The organism is Eubacterium ruminantium (assembly GCF_900167085.1).
Classification (GTDB): Bacteria; Bacillota; Clostridia; order Lachnospirales; family Lachnospiraceae; genus Eubacterium_Q; species Eubacterium_Q ruminantium.
Genome location: NZ_FUXA01000008.1, coordinates 85864 through 107109, shown reverse-complemented (window position 1 = coordinate 107109; position 21246 = coordinate 85864). Strand labels below are relative to the sequence as shown.

Here is a 21246-nt window from a genome sequence, read left to right as displayed (position 1 = left end):
TAAAAACTCAGAGGTACAAAAATGTCAGGGAACAAGAAACAGAAAAATATAGGTGTGATGCAAACTTCAGAAAGTTTCCTGCTCAGCGCATTATTATCTTTTTCGGGCGGACTTCAGGACGCTTATACTTTTAATCTTCGCGATAATGTATTCGCAAATGCCCAGACCGGAAATGTTGTACTTATGAGCCAGAATTTTATGACCGGCAAATATATGACGGGACTTAGATATATATGTCCGCTGATCGCCTTTGTTTTAGGGATTTTTATTGCGGATGTTGTCGAAAATAAATATAAGCATTCCAAGAAACTCCATTGGCGTCAGATGATTCTTGTGATGGAAATGATATCTTTATCTATCGTAGGGATGATTCCATTTAGCATGAATATGGTTGCAAATATGATAGTCTCATTTTCGTGTGCTATGCAGGTACAGACTTTCAGAACGGTGCGCGGCTATGGATATGCAAGTACCATGTGTATAGGAAATTTAAGAAGCGGTACGGTGAGTTTATCGGAATATCTTAGGAATAAGAATAAGGCATCACTTCGTAAGGCCGGATATTTCTTTGGGATAATATTTATATTTGCACTTGGCGCAGGATTTGGTGGTGTTGTTTCGATACGAATGGGAAATGGAACAATCTGGTTTTCGGTAGCAATACTTCTTGCGGTTATGATGATGATGAATAAAAAGCAAAGAGAATATGTAGAATATTAAAAAGTTGAAATTTATGATGTTTTTTGTCATAATAACAATGTTGTTTATATTGAATGATCTGATCAAAATGAAATGTATCAGTATTCTGATATTCAGAATATATTTGATCATGCGATACTAAAATAATACCTATAGGAGGTTAAAGTATGAAATGTAACAATTGTGGTGGGGAGATTCCGGAAGGCAGCTTTGTTTGTCCTTCTTGTGGCATACTTGTAGGCCCTAATGTAAATACAGGAAATGCAGATGTACAGAATCCGGTAACACAGGCACCTGAGGTACAGGCAGTGCAGAATCCTGGAGTACAGGCACCTGGGGCGCAGGCAGTGCAGAATCCTGGAGTGCAGACACCTGGGGCGCAGGCAGCATATACACAGACCACTGGAGCACAGGCACCTGGGGCACAGGCAGCATATACACAGAACCCTGGAGCACAGGCACCTGGGGCGCAGGCAGCATATACGCAGAATCCTGGAGCACAGGCACCTGAGGCGCAGGCAGCATATACACAGAACCCTGGAGCACAGGCACCTGGGGCGCAGGCAGCATATACACAGAATCCTGGAGCACAGATTCCGGGAGCACAGAATTTTGGCGGTCCTCAGGGACAGGCACCTATAAATTCTCCAAAACCAAAGATTTTCTTCTATAAGGGAGGACAGTTCGGTGAGAGAGTTAAAAAAGATCGTACAATCTTATGTTCAGTTATAGCGGCAAGTGCGTTATTATTCTTCTGTATTCTTCCGGCATGGGTATCAATGGTCTTAGTATCATGCGGATTATTTGGAGACGGCGTTGGCGGATTTGGAAAGTTTGTAGGATTCTTACTTTTCATTACAGCAGCAGCTTTACTCTTCAGCTACCTTGTAATATTCAATGTTATCGGTGGAGTTAATCTTAAGAAATTTACGGATCTTCCATATTCTGAATGGTATGGCCCGGCAGGAGCATTATTATTCTTTATCATGTTCTCTCTTGACGGAAGAGTTAGAACTGTAGTTGGATCACCTCTCGGACATTACGGATTTTCATGGTGGATGTCACTTTTCGCAATTGGCGCACTTTTCGTAAGACCGGTAATGTTTAAGGTTAATGGCAAAGAATTCTATTAAAATATAATTTTGAGACGGCTTTTCATGGCCGTCTCTTTTTATGTTCCGGAATTTTCTCGGCTGTTATTTTATTAAATTTCGGGCTTTTCTTGTTGTCACTTTTTCAAATTCCGGGCTTTTTCTTGATCGTTGCTTTATTTAGTTCCGGGATTGGGCAGTGATTTGACATTAATATTACAATATTGTAATGTTTGGTAATGTTTAAAAAAGGACTTATTTAATAAAAAGCATTAAAGTAAAGACATCAAATGAAGGAGGTCCTGAAATGGAACCAATATTAAGAATCAAAAATATAGAAAAATATTATGGAAATAAATCGTGTCTCACAAAAGCCATCGACGATATTTCTTTTACGGTTGATGAGGGAGAGTTTGTAGCAATCATGGGTGCTTCGGGAAGTGGTAAGACAACACTTCTTAACTGCATTTCAACTATTGATAAAGTAACAGCCGGAAACATTTATCTTGAAGATACTGATGTAACAGCACTTAAGGGCAAAGAACTCAACAAATTCCGTCGTGACAAGCTGGGATTTATCTTCCAGGATTTCAATCTTCTTGATACACTTTCAGGATATGAAAATATAGCTCTCGCACTTTCAATCAAAGGCATGAAAGCATCGGATATTGATGAAAAGGTTAAGGAAGTAGCTGAAGAGCTTGGCGTAACAGAAGTTTTAAATAAATTTCCTTATCAGATGTCAGGTGGACAGAAGCAGAGAATCGCTTCTGCAAGAGCTATAGTAACAAGACCAAGTCTTATTCTTGCAGATGAACCTACAGGTGCTCTTGATTCTAAGTCATCAAAGCTTCTCCTTGAGAGAATCTTGTTTTTGAATGATGCGCTTAATGCAACAATTATGATGGTTACACATGATTCATTCACAGCCAGCTATGCAAAAAGAGTACTTTTCATCAAGGACGGAAAGCTTTTCCATGAGATAATTCGTGGAGATGATTCAAGAAAACAGTTCTTCGACAAGATCATAGATGTTGTAACTCTTTTAGGAGGTGACATCAGCGATGCTCTTTAAGATGGCTTTAAAAAATATAAGAAAAAGTATAAAGGATTACGCAATTTATTTCTTTACACTTATTATAGGTGTTGCTGTCTTCTATATTTTTAACGCGATAGAAGATCAGACAGCTTATATGGTGGTTACCAAAGATACAAGACAAATGGCGAAAATCCTTGGAGATGTTCTTTCAGGACTCAGTGTTTTTGTAGCAATCGTCCTTGGGCTTTTAATAGTTTTCGCAAGCAGATTCCTTATGAAAAGAAGAAATAAAGAATTTGCAACTTATATTCTTCTTGGCATGAGTAAGAAAGAAATATCACTCATTATTTTCTATGAAACAATCATTATAGGACTTGTTTCTCTTGGTGTAGGACTTGTTATCGGTTTAGGTTTATCTCAGGTAATGAGTGTACTTGTTTCAAATCTTTTTGAAGCAGATATGAGATCATTTAGATTCGTCATATCAAACGGTGCCATAATAAAAACTATTATCAATTTCGCCGTAATCTATGCTATTGTGATCATTTTTGATACAGTTATGGTTGGAAAGACAAAGCTTATCAACCTTATTCAGGCAAGTAAAAAGAGTGAAAAGATCAGACTCAAGAATCCAATCGTATGTGTGATCATATTTATTCTTTCAGGCGTAGCCCTTGCTTATGCATATCATACGGTTATTTCGTTGGGTATTGAAGCACTTGGCAAAGAAGGTATGATTAAATTCGGAATGGCCATATGTATAGGTGCTGTTTCAACATTTTTCGTCTTCTGGTCTGTTTCGGGACTTCTTTTAAAAGTCTTGATGACTTTCAAGAGGGGATATTACAAGAAACTCAATAGTTTTACACTTCGACAGTTAAGTAGCTCAGTAAATACGATGGTTTTTGCCATGACAATAATTTGTCTTCTTTTATTCTTTACAATATGCGGATTATCGGCAGCATTTACACTTAGAAATTCCATGAATAAGACAATAAAAGAAGTTGCAAATGCTGACTGGGAACAGAGAGTAGGGATAAATTATTCGGTTATTGAGGCTTTAAACGGAGATACAGATAGAATTTATGACAAAGATGGAGAAAAGTATATAGATTTAAGTGTCATTGAGGCTAAATCTCCGATTGAGGTATGGCAGATGGCAGGAGATTCTTCTGATGAAGCTCTTAACAGAGCTGCTGAGATGATGAAAGAAGCGCATAATGTTGATGTATTTGGTAAGTATGGAGAGGAATATAAGAAATGCTTTAAAAAATATGTTGAAACAACAATATATGTATCACCTGGATTCTATACAGCAAAGGCATTAGGTAAAGCATATGATGAACTTATAAATAATTATGGTGAGGTTACAGAATATGATAAAAACCTTGATTATATAGTAAGATTATCGGATTATAATGATCTTGCCAATCTGAGAGGATGGGATAAGATAGAACTTGCTGAAGATGAGTATGCGGTAGGTGCTAATTTTAGGGTAATGGTTGAATACAGAAATAAAGCTTTGAAGAATGGAGAAGTAATTGATATTTACGGAAGAAAGCTTAAACCTGCCAGAAATAAAGTTATAGAAGCGGGATTAGACATTTCTTCATCCCGTGAAGATGAAGGATTCTTCATAGTTCCGGATAGTGTTATTGATAATATGGGTGATAAATCCATTATTTGTCAAAAGTTATTCATGGGAAATTATGATTTATCAAATAATGTTACTGCACAACAGATGGATGAGAAGCTTACTGAAATGGTATCTTCATGTAAAACGGAAGATACAGAATTTATAACTTACGGACATATGACAGTGTCAAAATACTCTATAGTTAAAAATTCGATTGGATTTACTGCAATAGCAACATTCCTTTTCCTTTACTTGGGAATAGTATTTCTTATCACAAGTGCGGTTATCTTAGCACTTAAAGCACTTTCAGACAGTGCGGATAGTATGGAAAGATATGATATGCTTAGAAAAATCGGTGTTGAAGAAAAGGATATAAACGGATCGCTTTTCCGTCAGCAAGGTATTTTCTTCATCCTTCCAATGATCCTTGCATTGATCCATTCTATATTTGGAATTAAATTCATCAATAAAGCACTTATAATCTTTACAGATACACATATCCTTTCTGCAATTATTGCAACTTCACTTATAATAATAGCGATTTACGGAGGATACTTCATTATCACATATCTGTACAGTAAACAGATCATAAAAGGAAAAACAAAATAATAAAAAGGCGCTAGTCCGAGTGGCTAGCGCTTATTTTCTGTAGATGCTTCTTCCGAATTTTCATCATCAGTAATATCTTCAGAGTAACGTATGATAAGTTCTCTGTCGCCTGCGGTATTAATGAGAAGACCTCTTATCAGTTCCTCGGTCTGCTCCTTTGACTTAGCAAGGAGTCCGTCGATATCGGCATGATTCATTACATCCTCTTCTGCATAATGGATTGCTGTTGTTACATCTTCCTGCTGAACCGGATTAAAAAGAGAAGAACTCTTATCATAAAATTCAAGAGTACTGTTATCTACATATAAATCCTGAATCTCAACACTAGGAAGTGTTACGATGACTTTGTTGTTGGTAACAGCCACATCGACTTTGGAAATGTCGATACCGGCTTTAACCTTTGCTGAGTACATCATGAGGAAACTTTTTTCATTTATGAATGGGATTCCTCCGTCATCGAATCTGACAACACCGTTGTAGATGATCTCAGCAGTTGTCAGGTCGCTGCATGCTACAAGCTGCTCCGTAAGCTTTTCGGCCGAAAGAGACGGTTGTTTTTTGGCCTTTATATATTCATCCATCTTTTTTATAAAGAAAATCAGAATGAATAAAATAATAAATGCAATTATGCCTGTTCTTATAAGTTTTATTTTATTGACTGTAACGTCTTTATCGTTTGCTGCTCTTTTTGACATTTTTTTCCTCCTGTTTGAATCACATAATTCCAGTCAATTATAATATATTAGTTGAAAAAAAACTATAAATTTGTTTGAGGGTGAATTTGTAACTCAAGATAGTGCAGATTTTTAGTATAAAATGAAATATATATTATATAAATTATTGAAATTGTGAAAAAAGTGTGTTAGAATGCAAATGATTGAATGCATTGGGACGGCTTTGGACTGATGCAAAAGAGGAGGTTTTCTTTTTCAATCGTTTTTTTGTGACAGAGATGCTGTCATATTTAAGGCGTAGTTACAATGCCGAGTCAGTATAAAGGAGGAAATAAAGTATGAAATGTAACAATTGTGGCGCTGAAATTTTAGATGGAGCACCAAATTGTCCAAACTGTGGAGCTCCGGTACTTCCGTCAGCTCAGGGGTTCTCTGGTAGTTCATTTGGAGCAGCTTCGGATGAACCAAGCTATCTTAAGATTTTAACATTTGTAGGTGCAGGTCTTGTGTTCCTTGGATCATGGTTCCCAAGAATAGTATACTATAACATGGCTGGAGAGAAAGAAGCAGCTGGTCTTTTTGCTTCTGATGGTGGAATTCTTAAATTCTACGCACTTCTTTTCATCATTATAGCAGCTGGATCTGTATGCCTTGAGGTTCTTCCAAATCTTGACGCAGTTAAGAAGCTTCCATTTTACCAGTTCTATCTTCCAGCATTAGGATTTATTGTATTCATCCTTGTTTGTACTAATAAGACAATTAGCGCAATCAGAGACGTAATCAAGCTTGCTAAGAGCTTTGGAAGTGTGCTTGGTGGTAAAGTTTCAGGTGGTTGGGGTATCGCATGGTACTTCCTTCTCTTCGGTCTCATTATTCTTACAGTAAGAGCCGTACTTGGATTCCTTAACAGCAAGAATAACTAATTAAATGATTATTCAAGGTGTGTTTCGATTAAATCGAAACACACCTTTTTTTCTTTGCAGGAAACTGCAATAGAGCTGTTCTATGCTTGCAAGATATAGTAAATAAGATTATAATTAAACAGATAGTGTGCTCTTTTGCAGGATTAAGGAGATAAGAAGGAATGACTGTTAAAGATACTATATGTGCAATCGCAACAGGTATGGGTGGTTCTGGAATAGGAATCATCAGAGTCAGCGGAAATGAAGCTATATCGATCTGTGATCGGATATTTTCAGGGAAGAAGAAAATAGCCGATATGGAGACATATACTGCTGCATTTGGCAATATCGTTGATAAATCAGATAAAGAAAAGATTCTTGATGAAGTTGTTGTTCTCCTTATGAGGGCGCCAAGGTCATATACTACCGAGGATACGGTAGAGCTTGATTGCCACGGGAATTCATTTCTCCTTAGAAAGGTGCTGGAGCTTCTTATAAGAGAGGGAGCCAGGATAGCGGAACCGGGCGAGTTTACCAAGAGAGCATACATGGGCGGAAGAATAGACATGACAGAAGCAGAAGCTGTTATGGATATGATAAATGCTGAAGGAAATGCAGCGCTTAGTGCTTCCGTAAATCAGCTTAAAGGAAGTCTTAGGAATAAGATCACTGAGCTGAGAGAAGGAATTATTTATGATACAGCCTATATCGAATCAGCCTTGGATGACCCGGAAAATTACAGTCTTGATGGTTTTTCGGAGAGGCTTGAGAAAAAGGTTGATGATTCGATAAATGAGATAGACAGGCTTCTTAAGACATATGATGATGGAAGGATACTTAAAGAAGGTATCAGAACAGTTATAGTAGGAAAGCCGAATGTTGGAAAGTCTTCAATACTCAATATGATACTTGAAGAAGACAGAGCCATTGTAACGAATATTGAAGGAACAACCAGAGACACTTTGGAGGAATATATCCATTTAAACGGTGTCCATTTGAAATTGATAGATACAGCAGGTATAAGAGATACATCCGATGTTGTTGAGAAGATTGGTGTAGAGAAAGCCTGCGAGAATATAGATAAAGCGGATCTTGTATTATTTATCGTTGACGGTGCGAGGGAGCTTGATGAGAATGACGAGAGGATCATTAAGCATTTTTCGGATAAAACAGTTATCACGATAATCAATAAAGATGATCTTGAAAGAGTAGCCGATACGAGCAAACTTCAGGAACTTCTAAAGGAAGCGGGCTGCGTGCCGAGGATACTTACGGTATCTGCCAAAGAAAAAGCAGGACGAGAAGAACTCAGCAGTCTTATCAGCGAGCTTTTTATAAAGGGTGAAGCTCATTATAATGATCAGATCATTATATCGAGAGAAAGACATAAAGAAGCTCTCAGTGATGCATTTGCGGCACTGAAAAGGGTAAAGGACAGTATACAGGATGGAGCACCGGAAGATTTTTATACCATAGATCTGATGGCTGCATATGAGAGTCTGGGACTGGTTATTGGTGAAACTTTGGAAGATGATCTTGCAGACAAGATCTTCAGCGAATTTTGTATGGGAAAGTAGGACATTATGTCAGTAGTAGAAGAGAATTACGACGTCGTTGTTGTAGGTGCCGGTCATGCGGGATGTGAGGCAGCTTTGGCAGCAGCGCGACTTGGTTTTGAAACAATACTTTTTACAGTAAGCATGGACAGCGTAGCGCTTATGCCATGTAATCCGAATATCGGAGGAAGCTCCAAGGGACATCTCGTAAGAGAGATAGATGCACTTGGCGGCGAAATGGGTAAAAATATCGATAAAACATATATTCAGTCTAAAATGCTGAATGTATCTAAGGGTCCTGCGGTTCATTCGCTTCGTGCCCAGGCTGATAAAGTAGAATACACAAAGGAAATGCGTCTTACACTTCAGGCGACGGAGCATCTTACTTTAAGACAGCAGGAAGTTGCCGAACTTATTGTATGTGACGATGGTTCGGTTAAGAAAGTTGCCGGTATCAAAACTGTATCAGGCGCTATTTACCATGCTAAAGCTGTTATCCTTTGTACAGGTGTTTATCTTAAAGCCAGATGCATTTACGGTGATACGATTCAGTATACGGGACCTAATGGACTCATGGCAGCAAATCATTTGTCTACTTCAATGGCTGATGCGGGTATAGGTATCAGAAGGTTTAAGACCGGTACACCACCGAGAATAGACAGAAATTCTGTTGATTTTTCAAAGATGTCTGAGCAGAAGGGCGACGAGAGGATAGTTCCTTTCTCATTTATGAACTGCGAAGAAGAGATCAGCAGAGAGCAGATTTCATGCTGGCTTACTTATACAAATGAAGAAACTCACGAGATAATAAAAGAAAATATAGACAGATCGCCTCTCTATTCGGGAGTGATCAAAGGTACAGGTCCAAGATATTGTCCTTCAATAGAGGATAAGATTATGAAATTCCCTGACAAGGACAGACACCAGCTTTTCCTGGAACCTGAAGGAGAATTTACAAATGAAATGTACCTTGACGGAATGCCGTCATCAATGCCTGAGGATGTACAGTACAGAATGGTACATACGGTTCCGGGACTTGAAAATGCAAAGATAGTAAGAAATGCATATGCCATCGAGTATGATTGCATAAATGCTGTTACATTAAAGCCTTCACTTGAATTCAAAGAAGTTGAAGGACTTTTCTCAGCGGGACAGATCAACGGAAGTTCAGGTTACGAAGAAGCTGCTGCCCAGGGACTTATGGCCGGTATAAATGCGGCTAGAAAGCTTCAGGGTAAGGATGCGATTGTCCTTAAGAGATCCGATGGATATATCGGAGTTCTTATAGATGATCTTGTAACCAAGGAGACAGCTGAGCCATACAGAATGATGACCAGCCGTGCAGAGTACAGACTCCTTCTTCGCCAGGACAATGCAGATCTCAGATTAACTGATATAGGTCATGAAGTCGGACTTATAGATGAAGACAGATACAGATTATTTGATAAGAAGCGTCTTGTTATAGAGAGCGAGATTGCCAGATTAAATGAGACAGTTGTCGGAGCAGGAAAGAGGATACAGGAATTCCTGGTTAAGAACGAAAGTTCTGAACTGAAGACAGGAACTACTTTAGCTGAACTTATCAGAAGACCTGAGCTTTCTTATGAAAGTGTCGTATCTATAGATGATGGCAGAGAAGAAGCTATTTCTGCTTTATTTAGTGATATGACCGAAGATGAGAAGATCTATTGTGAGAAGCATAAGAGAGAGATTGAAGAGCAGATAGATATTTCTATCAAATATGAAGGATATATAAGAAGACAGCAGGATCAGGTTGCTCATTTCCTTAAAATGGAAGGAAAGAAGATCCCGGCTGATATCAATTATGAAGAAGTTAAAAATCTTCGTAAAGAAGCCAGACAGAAGCTTGAATTGGTACGTCCTGAGACTTTGGGACAGGCTTCAAGAATTTCAGGTGTTTCACCTGCAGATGTATCCATGCTGATGATTCATTTAAAATAATATATGCACCGTATAAAGAGTTGTAAAGGGTGCGATTTTACTGCATTTTTAAAATGCAGACATAGAGGTAAGACACCTCGCATATTAATGTCATTTGGAAGGAAGATATTATGAATTATATAGTATTTGACCTTGAATGGAACCAGAGTCCTTATGGACAGAGCGGCGAGCATCCGAGGATGCCGTTTGAGATCATAGAGATCGGAGCTGTTAAGCTTAATGATCAATTTGAGATAATAGATGAGTATACAAGCCTCATTAAACCGAAGCTTTACAAGAAGCTTCACAGATCGATAAGAGCGATGCTCAATTATTCGGAAGAGGAACTTAAAACAGGTAAGTCATTTAAAGATGCCTGCTCAGAATTTCTTAAGTGGTGCGGAGATGATTATAGTTTCTGTACCTGGGGAGCATCGGATTTATATTACCTTCAGAGTAATATGGATTTTTATTATATGGAAAAACTGGCTTTCCCGCTTAAGTTTTATAATATTCAGCAGATATATGCCGATATGTATGATGATGAGGGAAAGATCAGCAAGCTTGAAAAGGCATGTTCGGAACTTAAGATTCCGGAGGATGAGCCATTTCATGCTGCTATAAATGATGCAAAATATACTGCCCGAGTCCTTGCGAAGATCAAACCTGATAATCTTGAAGAGAGATATACATTTGATATTTACAGACATCCTAAGAAGAAGGAAGATGAGATAATTGCCAGACATGCAGGTGTTCTGGAGAGAATCTCAAGAGAATATTCTTCAAAGCAGGAGGCAATGAGTGATAAGGATCTTCTTATCATAAGATGTGCCAAATGTGGACGAAAGTGCTTCAGGAAGGTAAAATGGTTTCAAAACGGATCGAGCACATCGATGGCTATCGGAAGATGTGTTTATCATGGTTACATGAGTTCAAGGATTAAGTTCAAATCTGCCGGAAGTACAGAAGATGGCGTGTTTATTGTAAAGAAGACCGAAAGAACCAATCGTAAAGGTTATGAAGAGGTCAAAGCAAGACAGATTGAACTTAGAGAAAAAAGAAAAATGAAAAGACATAAGGAAAAAGAGTAAGAAGAGCAAGAAAAAACCTCTGATCAGGTGATCAGAGGGGATCTTTCTTAGCTGTACCGGCTTTACGAGGATATGCTTTAGGCGTTGGCTTCTCTTTGGATATTACGATGAAACTTCTTGTGATATCCGAATCGGGAAGTGTATATGGATATATAGAAGCATTACCTCCGCCGAGAAGTTTGATTGCTCGTTTAGCATTTGATAATTCTTCTTCGGCTCCCGGCGTTTTATATGATATAAGTACGCCGCCCTTCTTAACAAAAGGAAGTGTATATTCCGAAAGAACAGGAAGTGCAGCAACGGCTCTTGAAACTACGACATCAAAGTTGTCGCGGTATTCAGGTTTTCTGGCTGCTTCTTCAGCACGACCATGAACTGCAGTTATATCAGTAAGGCCGAGGGTAGAGATTACTTCATTTAGAAAAAGAACTCTTTTGTTAAGCGAATCAAGAAGTGTAATCTTAAGATCAGGAAATGCAATCTTAAGCGGTATACCCGGGAAACCTGCACCGGTACCTACATCGAGAAGACTTATTTGGCCTTTCTCAGAAAGCAGCTGTCCGAATAAAGGAACGGCAGCCATGACGGAGATACTGTCGATGAAATGTTTCATTATTACTTCATCGCGATCGGTGATCGCAGTAAGATTCATGACTTTGTTCTTTTCTATGAGCATATTGTAGTAAGTCTCAAAAGATTTTAGCTGTTCATTAGTTAAATTAATATTCATTTTTTTTGAAAGATTATTCATTTTTTCCATATGGATATAATAGTGAATAATTAAGAATTATTCAAGACAATAATTAAAGCTATATTTTGTCTAAAAAGCGGGATTGCAAAAAAGCAAAATAAGTGCTATATTGTCAATCATCTTTGATAAATAGTAGAAGGAATTTGTGATGAAAGCATTGAAAATAATTGGCTGTATTTTGGCCGGAGTACAGTTTATATTAGCGGCGGTTCTTGTATATTTACTTATTAGAACACAACTCATACCACAGAGGTATATTATAATGGGAGCCCTCATAATGGGACTTCTTCCAATTTGCTTTATAGCGATGCAGCTTAAGAAGGTTACAGGCGCTATAGCAAGCGTTTTATCAATGATTATTTGTGGTGTTCTTGTATTTGGTATCATTAAAGTTAATCAGACTGATAGGATGCTTGATGAAGTTACCGGAAATAAGACAGAAGTAGAAGTCGTAAATGTATATATATCTAAAGATGATCCGGTGGATACTATCAATAAAGCCACAGATAAAGGATATGTTTTCGGTGTTATCAAATCAGATCGTAAGAATGTAGATAAAACTATAGAGGAACTCAATGGACAGAATTCTTCACCTATAAAGACCGAAGAATATGATTCTATCACTAAGATTGCTGAAGCCTTTGACAAGGGTAAAGTTAATGGTTTCATCATCAACAGCGGTTCACTCGGTATTCTTGAGGGTGAGGCAAAATATAAAGATTATTCAAAGAATCTGAAGATTATTCATGAGCAGAAGATCGAGTCAGAGCTGAATAATCAGAAAAACGGAAATGATAACGCGGACAAGTTCTGCATTTATATAAGTGGTATCGATACATACGGAGATGTTACATTAAAGAGTAGAAGTGATGTAAATATCATCGCAGTTGTTAATACTAAGACACATACAATACTTCTTCTTTCTACTCCGAGAGATTACTATGTAAAATTCGCAGATGACAGTGTTGAAGAGCCGTATGATAAATTAACTCATGCAGGTGTCTTCGGTATTGATATGTCTATGGCAACACTTGGCAATCTTTACGGTATTGATATTGATTACTATGTAAGAGTTAATTTCACAGGTTTTGAAAAGATCATCGATACACTTGGTGGTGTTGATGTTGATTCGGATTATGAATTTACATCACAACTTAACAGCATCTACTCATATGAGAAGGGTAGAAATCATCTTACAGGTGAGGCGGCTCTTTTCTTCGCAAGAGAAAGATACAGCTTCCTTGAAGGTGACAGACAGAGAGGTAAGAATCAAATGGCCGTTATTAAGGCCGTTATGAATAAACTGCTTTCATCAGAGCTTCTGAAGAATTATTCAGATCTTATGGCTGAGATGAAAGACAGCTTCCAGACCAACATGACAAAGGCTGAGATTGGAAAAATCGTGCAGGATCAGTTGGATGGTGGTGAATCATGGACAATTGTACAGTATAGTGCAAATGGAGGAGATTCAAAGGGTTACTGTTATTCACTGGGTGCTGAAGGTTATGTAATGGAACCTTACTATGACACAGTTGAATATGCGAGTGAGTTGATCAAGAGGGTTCTTAATGATGAAGTCCTTACTCAGAATATGATCAACAGAGAAGCGCCAAAATATGGCGAAGAGGAGGAAGAGTAATGTCAGTAGACAAGAAGTCACCGGTTTTGGTTGTTATGGCAGCCGGAATGGGTAGTCGATTTGGGGGGCTTAAGCAGATTGAGGACGTTGACGGAAGAGGTCATGCGCTTATCGATTATGCTATCTATGATGCTGCACTTGCAGGATTTGATGAAGTAGTTTTTATCATTAGAGAAGAAATTGCCAAGGACTTTAAGGAGTCTGTAGGTAAGAGAATTGAAGCGAAGATTCCGGTTACATATGTATATCAGGCGCTTGATATGATACCGGAGGGATGTGAAATTCCTGAAGGAAGAAATAAGCCTTGGGGAACAACACATGCTATATGGTGTTGTAGAGAAGTACTTAAGGGAAGAGATTTCCTTACAGTTAATGCTGATGATTTCTATGGACGTCAGGCATTTATTGATGCAATTAATTTCTTCAATAATGGCGGTCCGGACAATGAATATGGAATCATTGGATATAATGTTGTTAGTACATTAAATGAGAACTTCTCTGTTTCAAGAGGTATCTGTTCAGTTGATGAAGAGAATAACCTTAAGAGAATCGATGAAAGAAAAGAGATTAAGCTTGAGGCCGGAAGAGGATATTTCACTCTTGATGGTGGAGTAACTTATACTCTTATCCCATCAGATGCTATCGCTTCAATGAATCTTTGGGCTTTCAGATCTGATTTCACAGAAGACCTTGTAAATAATTATGAGGTAAGACTTAAAGAAGGAATAAAGAGTAATCCGCTCAAATTCGAGGAGACTCTTTCTGATGCTGTTCAGAATATACTTGAAAGAGGAGAATGCAGTGTTAAGGTAATCAATACTGATTCAAAGTGGTTCGGAATGACATATAGAGAAGATATCCCACAGGTTAAAGAAGAACTTGAGAGATTAGTCAAAGAAGGAATTTATCCTGAAAACTTTTAATAAATTTAACCCCCGGTAGCTACCGGGGGTTTTATAATTTACTTAATGAGGCTTGCAAGATCGTTGAAAAATCCCGGATAGGATTTTCTGACAGCCTTTTCATTTATGATCGTAACATCGTTACTGCACATGATAGATGCAATACCTGCAGTCATGGCTATGCGGTGATCATTAAATGAATCAATCGTACCGCCGATAAGGAAAGCTTTTCCGTTAATGACCAGGCAGCGGTTTTCTTCACGTATATCAGCACCGAGTTTTGTGAGAAGGTCGATGACTGTTGCAACACGGTCACTTTCCTTAATTCTGAGTCGTTCGATATTTCTTATTGTAGTTGTTCCTTCTGAAAGAGAGGCAACAAGGGAAAGGATAGGTACGAGATCCGGAATATTCTCCGCATCGATATCTATACCTTTAAGTGTATCGCGTGTGACTGTAATATCACATCCGTTTGAAACTGTGATCTTTGCACCGAATTCCTTAAGAAGATCAAGTATCTTCATGTCACCCTGCTTAGATGATAAGTTGAGATTCTTGACTGTAACGGAATTTTTAATTGCACCGGCTGCAAGGAAGAATGCTGAATTGGACCAGTCACCTTCAACGATATTTTTATCAGGAAGATTATAATGCTGATTTCCGGATATTTTAAATATCATAGTTACATTTGGATCGATGCCATCATCAGTAGTATTTTCCACTATATCTACTTTAATTCCCGCAGTTTCAAGAACTGACAGAGTGATATCTACATAAGGTCTTGATGCAAGTTCGCCTGTAACTCTGATCTCTGAATCTTCATTTGCCAGAGGAAGTGCAAGCAGTAAGCCGGTAATATACTGAGATGAAATATTTCCTGCTATGGTGAATATTCCGCCGGACATCTTGCCGGATACCTTAAGTGGGTTGCTGCCGACAGGGCTAATAGTTACACCATGACCGATCATTTCCTCGTAGAGAGGAGAGAGTGGTCTTTCGGTAAGTCGGCCGTGAGTAGTGATGGCTGCATTTATTCCCAGCATTCCGATAACAGGAAGTATAAAGCGGAGAGTAGAACCGCTTTCTCCGGAATCAAGTGACTTACATATGTTTTCGTCATTTTTATCATTATTACAAGCAGCTTCAAGAATATAGCTGTTTCCGATTCTTTCTGATTTAACTCCCATTGAGTTAAGGCAGGAAGAAGTAGCTTCTATATCAAGAGAAGTCTCATTGCAGATTATTTCGATTTTTCTTTCTGTATCGGGAAGGGACTGAAGGATCGTCAATGCACCGGCAAGAAGAAGCCTGTGCGCATGTGATTTGGAAGCGATAGCATTTATGTTGCCACCGAATTCTTTACCGTGATTTTTAAGTGTGATGCTAGATTCCATCAACTTCCTCCTTTGCAACTTTTCCTTCATGAAGGAGTTTCCAGAGTTCCTTGTCATCATTATTGGCAAGAGCGTTTTTATATTCAGATAAATATTTGATCATATAGTCAAGCTCGGTAATGATATTGTCTCTATTTTCAAGGAAGATTTCAGTCCACATGGTTTCATTTAACCATGCTACTCTGGTCAGATCCTTATAGCTTCCTGCTGAAAATCCCGTATGCTCTTTTGCAGTAGGACTTTTTATAAATGAATTTGAAATGATATGAGGCATTTCTGAAGTGAATGCGATCATTTTGTCATGCTTTTCCGGTGTTGTAACAGTAAGCATGGAAATACCGCATGGAAGGAAGACTTTAGCGAGAAGAGTCATAAGCCCTGAGTCATTTATATCTTCAGGAACAACTATCATAGATGAACCGATGAATAAATCTTCTGTACTGTAGTCATATCCGGAATATCTTTTGCCTGCCATAGGATGGCCGCCCACAAATGTAACTCCGTTGGCTTTTGCTATAGGATAAAGCTCGCGGCATATCTTTCTCTTAAGTCCGCCTGCATCAATGATGATGGCACCCTTCTTGAAATTAGATGCATTTTCTTTGACATAATCGATTATCGCATCCGGATAGAGAGATGGGATGATAAGGTCACATTCTGACAGATTGCTTTCGTCAAGTGGTGCATCAACAACTCCATCTGATATTGCCTTTTCAGTTGTGGCAAATGTACGGTTATAAGCTAAAATACGGCATTTGGTATATTTTTTAAATGCCTTCGCATAAGAGGCTCCGATGAGACCGAGGCCGATGACGCCGATAGTCTTAATGCCTGTTTCTTCAAATATTTTCAGTCTTTCATTATTGGAAATGTCCGAATTTATGATAAGATTTGAAATGTCTTTATGATCTGTGACAGAAAAGAAATTCTCCATTTATAGTAATCCTCATATATTAAAAATTTAAAAACATAGAATGGATTTTCCGCAAATATAATAATGATTTTTATACATATTTATACAGAAATATCCGTAAAGTTATACTATCACGTCAGAGAATTAAGGTCAAACGCTTTGAAGCCACAGAGAAATGTTAATTGATTTGACATGTATCGAAAAAAAAGTTACATTTAAATTTGGCATTATGTATCTATACAGAGTATATAGGAGGAAAAAAAGTATATGGACATATTGATGGTACTTAAAAATGTAGCCTTTATAGTGGCAGGATTCATACTTCTGATCAAAGGGGCTGATTTTTTTGTAGAAGGGGCTTCATCGGTTGCGGGGAAATTGGGTATACCACAGATAGTTATCGGACTTACGATAGTAGCATTTGGAACAAGTGCACCTGAGGCGGCTATAAGTATTAGTTCGGCAGCGAAAGGAAGTAGTGGAATTTCTATAGGAAATGTTCTTGGAAGTAATATAATGAATATCTTACTTATTCTTGGTCTTACTTCTGTTATCAGAACACTTAATATTAAGAAGTCCACAGCTCTTATAGATATGCCGTTTATGATAGTTGTAAGTGTATTCCTTGTTGTATGGGGAGCTGTTTTTGGAAATCTTGATAGAATTGCCGGAGTTATCTTCTGGGTACTTCTTATCGGATTTATCGTTTATCTTATTGTTTATTCGAAGAAATCAAATACTGAGGATGCCAAAGTTGAGATAAAAGATCTTAAAGGATGGCAGATATTATTATTTATAATTGGCGGTCTTGCAGCTATAGTTTTCGGAAGTAATCTTACAGTTGACGGTGCAAGTTACGTAGCGAAAAATGTATTCCATGTATCTGACAGAATCATCGGACTTACAATAGTTGCATTTGGAACATCCCTTCCTGAACTTATGACATCAGTTACTGCAGCGAGAAAGGGCAAGGCTGATATTGCGGTAGGAAATATCGTAGGAAGTAACATATTTAATATTTTATTTGTACTCGGAACATCATGCTTTATCATTAAACTTCCATATGAAGGATTCCTTGTAGACAGTCTTGTGGCAATTGGCGCTGCATTACTTCTTTGGTTTCCGGCTCTTGTTAAGAGAAAGCTCGGAAGAGGCATAGGAATTATAATGCTTCTTGCTTATTCAGGATACTTTGTATATTTATTATTAAATGCAAAGGCATAAATTAAGAGGTAAAAATGATCAAGAATTTAGCTATACTTATAGTTGTTATGATATTTGGTTTTGAACTGTATATCTCAACTAAAGGAAGTCAGCACAGGAAGAAAAAGAGAATCAAGGGATGGAATATTGTTAAAGGAAATATTTTATCTACTGAGAAGAAAAGGGATGCAAGAACCGGTAAATCCTATGTCGAACTGATAATTGAGACAACTACAGGGCGAACTGTTACTGAAAAGGACGGAATCTTTTCTATATATGAAGTTGGAGAGGAAGTTCTTCTTCAGGAAAAAGATGGATATCATAGATTTATTGGAAATGACAGAGTTGATAAGATCGGACGAAAAGAACTTTTGCTCGGACTTATTCCTATGGTGGCAATAATCGGTATTGCAGCCATATTATCATTTGTTATTTAAATTCCGACAGATCAGTGAGGAGGAAATGTAATGTCTAAAAAGATAAAGAAAGCAAAAGCTCCGAAGGAAATAAAGAAAGCTGTTTCAGCAACTAGTGTCAAGGAATTAAAGAGAGAGATCAAGAAGGCTAAAAAGGCTGCAAAGAAGGAAGAGAAAAAGGGTAAAAAGATTGAGATAAAGACTTATAAGAAGGCGCTTAAGAAAGCCAATTCGGAAAAGATGTTAACGACAATAGCCCTTGTCTTCTCAATTACCACAACTGTTCTTACATATCTTATGAATAAAAAAGAACAGGAAGAAAAAGGCGAAGAGAATAAGAAATGATATAAGTATTCAAGTGTTTATCGGAATACTTGTCATTTATATGACATGATGATATTATAGCTTTTATAACGGATTTTATTGGATTATTTCCTATTTGCAAACAAATTTAAGGGAATGGTTTGATAATTATATAATAATTATTTACTTTGAGGATAAGACAGGACCTCAGAGAATATTGTAAATGAAAGGTGTTTAGAGATGAGTAAGAGTTTTGACGAACTGATCAGTAAGGTTTCACAGATTGAGAAAAAGAAGGTTTCTGTTGCAGTAGCACAGGATAATGAAGTTCTTCTTGCAGTTAAGGCTGCTAAGGAGCAGAACATAGCAGATGCTATCCTTGTTGGTGACGAGGATGAGATCAGAAAGATCGCAGCAGAGATCGGTATGGATCTTACAGGTTTTGAGATTATTGATGTTAAAGATAAGATTGAAGCAGCACGTACAGCAGTTAAGCTTGTTCATGACGGCGCTGCAGATATGTATATGAAGGGTCTTATCGATACAAAGGATTTCCTTAAGAGCGTACTTGATAAGGAAGTTGGTCTTAGAACAGGGAAGCCTCTTTCTCATGTTTGTGTATTTGAGATTGAAGGAGCAGAGAAGCTTCTTTTCCTTACAGACGTTGCATTTATGACTTATCCAACACTTGAAGATAAAGCAAGCATCATTAAGAATACAGTTGAAATCTGTAATGCAGTCGGAGTTGAGAATCCTAAGGTTGCTCCTCTTGCAGCAGTTGAAGTTGTAAATCCTAAGATGCCTGAGACAGTAGAAGCTGCAGAGCTTACAAAGATGAATGAAGAAGGACAGATCACAGGATGTATTGTTGACGGACCTCTTTCTTTCGACCTTGCAACATGTCCTGAAGCTGCAAAGCATAAGGGTGCAACAGGACGTAAGATTGTTGGAGATGCAGATGTTCTTCTTTTCCCTGATATTCATGCAGGAAATATCACATATAAGGCACTTGTTCATTTCTCAAAGGGAAAGAACGGAAACCTTATCACAGGTACAGCAGCACCTGTTATCCTTACATCAAGATCAGATTCTTTTGATGTTAAGGTTAATTCACTTGCGCTCGGCGCACTTGTTGCAGATTCTCTTAAGAAGAACGCTCAGTAATTATTATAGAAAAGATTGGAGATAAAAATGGCTAAATTACTTATAATCAATCCGGGTTCAACATCAACAAAGCTTGGTGTTTTTGAGGATGAAACACTCCTTTTCGATGAGACTCTTCGTCATTCAACAGAAGAGATTGCTCAGTTTGACAAGATTGTAGACCAGAAGGATTTTCGTAAGAAGATGATTCTTGATTTCCTTGCTGCAAAGAATGAAGATATTAAGACGTTTGATGCTATCGTTGGTAGAGGTGGACTTCTTAAGCCTATCCCTAGTGGAACATATGCTGTAACAGATTCACTTGTTTATGATCTTGTAACAGCAAGAGGCGGCGAGCATGCATCTAACCTTGGTGGTATTCTTGCAAAGGAAATCGGTGATGAGATCGGAAAGCCTTCTTACATCGTTGACCCTGTAGTTGTTGACGAACTTCAGGATATCGCAAGAATCTCAGGTGTTCCTGAACTTCCTAGAGTAAGTATCTTCCATGCACTCAATCAGAAGGCAGTAGCAAAGAGATATGCTAAGGAAACAGGTAAGAAGTATGAAGATCTTAACCTTATCGTAGTTCATATGGGTGGTGGTGTATCAGTTGGTGCACACACAGACGGAAAGGTTGTAGACGTATTCAATGCACTTTCAGGAGATGGCGCATTTTCACCTGAAAGAGCAGGTGCAGTTCCTCCGGGAGCACTTGTTGATATGTGCTTCTCAGGAAAGTATACTCAGAAAGAAATCATGAAGAAGCTTATCGGAAACGGTGGTTTCAATGCATATCTTGGAACAAATGATGCAAGAGAAGTAGCGAAGATGGCTCTTGAAGAAGGAAATGAAAATGCAAAGACAGTATTTGATGCATTTATCTGCCAGGTATCTAAGGATATTGGAGCTCAGGCTGCAGTTCTTCGTGGTAAGGTTGATCAGATCATCCTTACAGGTGGTATAGCATACGGAAAGTATGTTACAGAAGAGATCATTGACAGAGTTAAGTTTATTGCACCTGTAACAGTTTACGCAGGTGAAGATGAACTTCTTGCTCTTGCACAGGGAGCACTTCGTGTTCTTAATGGTGAAGAGGAAGCAAAAGAATACTAATTTTTTATCAGAGATAATTATAAGGTTATAGGTATAGAAGGGACAGTAAAATGACACCTGATAATATAACAGGAAATGAATTTAATCCTGAAACAAATAATAATATTTCTGACGCATTAGCTGCGGGGATGGCTAATGCGCAGAATATGAATAATTATATTAATCAGAATGCTGCGGGACAGTATAACGGTAACGTGCAGCAGGGTTATGCAGACCAGTATAACGGAA

At 38.0% G+C, this 21246-nt stretch carries 19 protein-coding genes; 15 read left to right on the top strand and 4 right to left on the bottom strand.

All coding sequences use genetic code 11. The features are described from left to right. The first annotated feature begins 21 nt into the window (after window positions 1-21). From B5D25_RS07030 to B5D25_RS07015, 4 genes are all read left to right on the top strand, one after another. Window positions 22-720, top strand: coding sequence for a YoaK family protein (locus B5D25_RS07030; RefSeq protein WP_242870204.1), 699 nt, complete (start codon window positions 22-24; stop codon window positions 718-720). Between the two features lie 146 nt (window positions 721-866). Continuing rightward, on the top strand, window positions 867-1832 hold the full coding sequence (locus B5D25_RS07025; RefSeq protein WP_078787254.1) for a hypothetical protein: 966 nt from the start codon (window positions 867-869) through the stop codon (window positions 1830-1832). Window positions 1833-2097: 265 nt separating this feature from the next. After that, window positions 2098-2865, top strand: coding sequence for an ABC transporter ATP-binding protein (locus B5D25_RS07020; RefSeq protein WP_078787253.1), 768 nt, complete (start codon window positions 2098-2100; stop codon window positions 2863-2865). Next, a complete protein-coding gene (locus B5D25_RS07015; RefSeq protein ID WP_078787252.1) occupies window positions 2855-5074 on the top strand; it encodes an FtsX-like permease family protein in 2220 nt (739 codons plus the stop codon). The genes B5D25_RS07020 and B5D25_RS07015 overlap by 11 nt, the downstream gene beginning before the upstream one ends. Window positions 5075-5097: 23 nt before the next feature. Here the strand turns inward: B5D25_RS07015 and B5D25_RS07010 are convergent, their stop codons facing one another. Further along, window positions 5098-5769: a DUF4230 domain-containing protein gene (locus B5D25_RS07010; RefSeq protein ID WP_078787251.1), complete on the bottom strand. Its 672-nt coding sequence runs from the start codon at window positions 5767-5769 to the stop codon at window positions 5098-5100. A gap of 317 nt (window positions 5770-6086) precedes the next feature. Between B5D25_RS07010 and B5D25_RS07005 the strand changes: the two genes are divergently transcribed. The 4 genes from B5D25_RS07005 to B5D25_RS06990 all read left to right on the top strand — a co-directional run bounded on the left by B5D25_RS07005 (window position 6087) and on the right by B5D25_RS06990 (window position 11238). Continuing rightward, complete coding sequence (locus tag B5D25_RS07005) at window positions 6087-6671, top strand: zinc ribbon domain-containing protein (RefSeq protein ID WP_078787250.1); 585 nt, start codon at window positions 6087-6089, stop codon at window positions 6669-6671. A gap of 161 nt (window positions 6672-6832) precedes the next feature. Then, window positions 6833-8227, top strand: coding sequence for a tRNA uridine-5-carboxymethylaminomethyl(34) synthesis GTPase MnmE (gene mnmE / locus B5D25_RS07000; RefSeq protein ID WP_078787249.1), 1395 nt, complete (start codon window positions 6833-6835; stop codon window positions 8225-8227). Window positions 8228-8233: 6 nt separating this feature from the next. Next, complete coding sequence (mnmG, locus tag B5D25_RS06995; protein WP_078787248.1) at window positions 8234-10168, top strand: tRNA uridine-5-carboxymethylaminomethyl(34) synthesis enzyme MnmG; 1935 nt, start codon at window positions 8234-8236, stop codon at window positions 10166-10168. Between the two features lie 110 nt (window positions 10169-10278). Beyond that, on the top strand, window positions 10279-11238 hold the full coding sequence (locus tag B5D25_RS06990; RefSeq protein WP_078787247.1) for a 3'-5' exonuclease: 960 nt from the start codon (window positions 10279-10281) through the stop codon (window positions 11236-11238). Window positions 11239-11269: 31 nt separating this feature from the next. On the opposite strand, the gene rsmG is transcribed toward B5D25_RS06990, so the two are convergent. Continuing rightward, entirely contained in the window at window positions 11270-11989 is a 720-nt protein-coding gene (gene rsmG, locus B5D25_RS06985) for a 16S rRNA (guanine(527)-N(7))-methyltransferase RsmG (protein ID WP_341465077.1), read from the bottom strand. A 148-nt stretch (window positions 11990-12137) separates the two neighbouring features. On the opposite strand from rsmG, the gene B5D25_RS06980 reads away from it, so the two are divergent. Both B5D25_RS06980 and B5D25_RS06975 read left to right on the top strand, forming a co-directional pair. Next, entirely contained in the window at window positions 12138-13628 is a 1491-nt protein-coding gene (locus B5D25_RS06980; protein WP_078787245.1) for an LCP family protein, read from the top strand. Next, entirely contained in the window at window positions 13628-14551 is a 924-nt protein-coding gene (locus B5D25_RS06975) for a nucleotidyltransferase family protein (protein ID WP_078787244.1), read from the top strand. The genes B5D25_RS06980 and B5D25_RS06975 overlap by 1 nt, the downstream gene beginning before the upstream one ends. Before the next feature lie 38 nt (window positions 14552-14589). Here B5D25_RS06975 and aroA read toward each other — a convergent pair whose 3' ends face one another. Together aroA and B5D25_RS06965 are read right to left on the bottom strand one after the other, a co-directional pair. Then, entirely contained in the window at window positions 14590-15924 is a 1335-nt protein-coding gene (gene aroA, locus B5D25_RS06970; protein WP_159444108.1) for a 3-phosphoshikimate 1-carboxyvinyltransferase, read from the bottom strand. Continuing rightward, on the bottom strand, window positions 15914-16858 hold the full coding sequence (locus B5D25_RS06965; protein WP_078787242.1) for a prephenate dehydrogenase: 945 nt from the start codon (window positions 16856-16858) through the stop codon (window positions 15914-15916). Before B5D25_RS06965 ends, aroA begins: the two co-directional genes overlap by 11 nt. A gap of 246 nt (window positions 16859-17104) precedes the next feature. Between B5D25_RS06965 and B5D25_RS06960 the strand changes: the two genes are divergently transcribed. From B5D25_RS06960 to buk, 5 genes are all read left to right on the top strand, one after another. Further along, window positions 17105-18061 carry a calcium/sodium antiporter gene (locus B5D25_RS06960; RefSeq protein WP_090168510.1) on the top strand — a complete coding sequence of 319 codons (957 nt, stop codon included), beginning with the start codon at window positions 17105-17107 and terminating at the stop codon, window positions 18059-18061. A 14-nt stretch (window positions 18062-18075) separates the two neighbouring features. Then, window positions 18076-18477 carry a hypothetical protein gene (locus B5D25_RS06955; RefSeq protein ID WP_078787241.1) on the top strand — a complete coding sequence of 134 codons (402 nt, stop codon included), beginning with the start codon at window positions 18076-18078 and terminating at the stop codon, window positions 18475-18477. 30 nt (window positions 18478-18507) lie between these two features. Then, window positions 18508-18801: a hypothetical protein gene (locus tag B5D25_RS06950; protein ID WP_078787240.1), complete on the top strand. Its 294-nt coding sequence runs from the start codon at window positions 18508-18510 to the stop codon at window positions 18799-18801. Window positions 18802-18975: 174 nt separating this feature from the next. Continuing rightward, on the top strand, window positions 18976-19923 hold the full coding sequence (gene ptb / locus B5D25_RS06945; protein ID WP_278286100.1) for a phosphate butyryltransferase: 948 nt from the start codon (window positions 18976-18978) through the stop codon (window positions 19921-19923). A 27-nt stretch (window positions 19924-19950) separates the two neighbouring features. Beyond that, a complete protein-coding gene (gene buk / locus B5D25_RS06940; protein ID WP_078787238.1) occupies window positions 19951-21018 on the top strand; it encodes a butyrate kinase in 1068 nt (355 codons plus the stop codon). Window positions 21019-21246 lie beyond the last annotated feature (228 nt).

Coding starts and splice junctions, on each gene's coding strand:
- B5D25_RS07030 (WP_242870204.1), top strand. CDS start 22: ATGTCAGGGAACAAGAAACAGAAAAATATAGGTGTGATGCAAACTTCA.
- B5D25_RS07025 (WP_078787254.1), top strand. CDS start 867: ATGAAATGTAACAATTGTGGTGGGGAGATTCCGGAAGGCAGCTTTGTT.
- B5D25_RS07020 (WP_078787253.1), top strand. CDS start 2,098: ATGGAACCAATATTAAGAATCAAAAATATAGAAAAATATTATGGAAAT.
- B5D25_RS07015 (WP_078787252.1), top strand. CDS start 2,855: ATGCTCTTTAAGATGGCTTTAAAAAATATAAGAAAAAGTATAAAGGAT.
- B5D25_RS07010 (WP_078787251.1), bottom strand. CDS start 5,769: ATGTCAAAAAGAGCAGCAAACGATAAAGACGTTACAGTCAATAAAATA.
- B5D25_RS07005 (WP_078787250.1), top strand. CDS start 6,087: ATGAAATGTAACAATTGTGGCGCTGAAATTTTAGATGGAGCACCAAAT.
- mnmE (WP_078787249.1), top strand. CDS start 6,833: ATGACTGTTAAAGATACTATATGTGCAATCGCAACAGGTATGGGTGGT.
- mnmG (WP_078787248.1), top strand. CDS start 8,234: ATGTCAGTAGTAGAAGAGAATTACGACGTCGTTGTTGTAGGTGCCGGT.
- B5D25_RS06990 (WP_078787247.1), top strand. CDS start 10,279: ATGAATTATATAGTATTTGACCTTGAATGGAACCAGAGTCCTTATGGA.
- rsmG (WP_341465077.1), bottom strand. CDS start 11,989: ATGAATAATCTTTCAAAAAAAATGAATATTAATTTAACTAATGAACAG.
- B5D25_RS06980 (WP_078787245.1), top strand. CDS start 12,138: ATGAAAGCATTGAAAATAATTGGCTGTATTTTGGCCGGAGTACAGTTT.
- B5D25_RS06975 (WP_078787244.1), top strand. CDS start 13,628: ATGTCAGTAGACAAGAAGTCACCGGTTTTGGTTGTTATGGCAGCCGGA.
- aroA (WP_159444108.1), bottom strand. CDS start 15,924: ATGGAATCTAGCATCACACTTAAAAATCACGGTAAAGAATTCGGTGGC.
- B5D25_RS06965 (WP_078787242.1), bottom strand. CDS start 16,858: ATGGAGAATTTCTTTTCTGTCACAGATCATAAAGACATTTCAAATCTT.
- B5D25_RS06960 (WP_090168510.1), top strand. CDS start 17,105: ATGGACATATTGATGGTACTTAAAAATGTAGCCTTTATAGTGGCAGGA.
- B5D25_RS06955 (WP_078787241.1), top strand. CDS start 18,076: ATGATCAAGAATTTAGCTATACTTATAGTTGTTATGATATTTGGTTTT.
- B5D25_RS06950 (WP_078787240.1), top strand. CDS start 18,508: ATGTCTAAAAAGATAAAGAAAGCAAAAGCTCCGAAGGAAATAAAGAAA.
- buk (WP_078787238.1), top strand. CDS start 19,951: ATGGCTAAATTACTTATAATCAATCCGGGTTCAACATCAACAAAGCTT.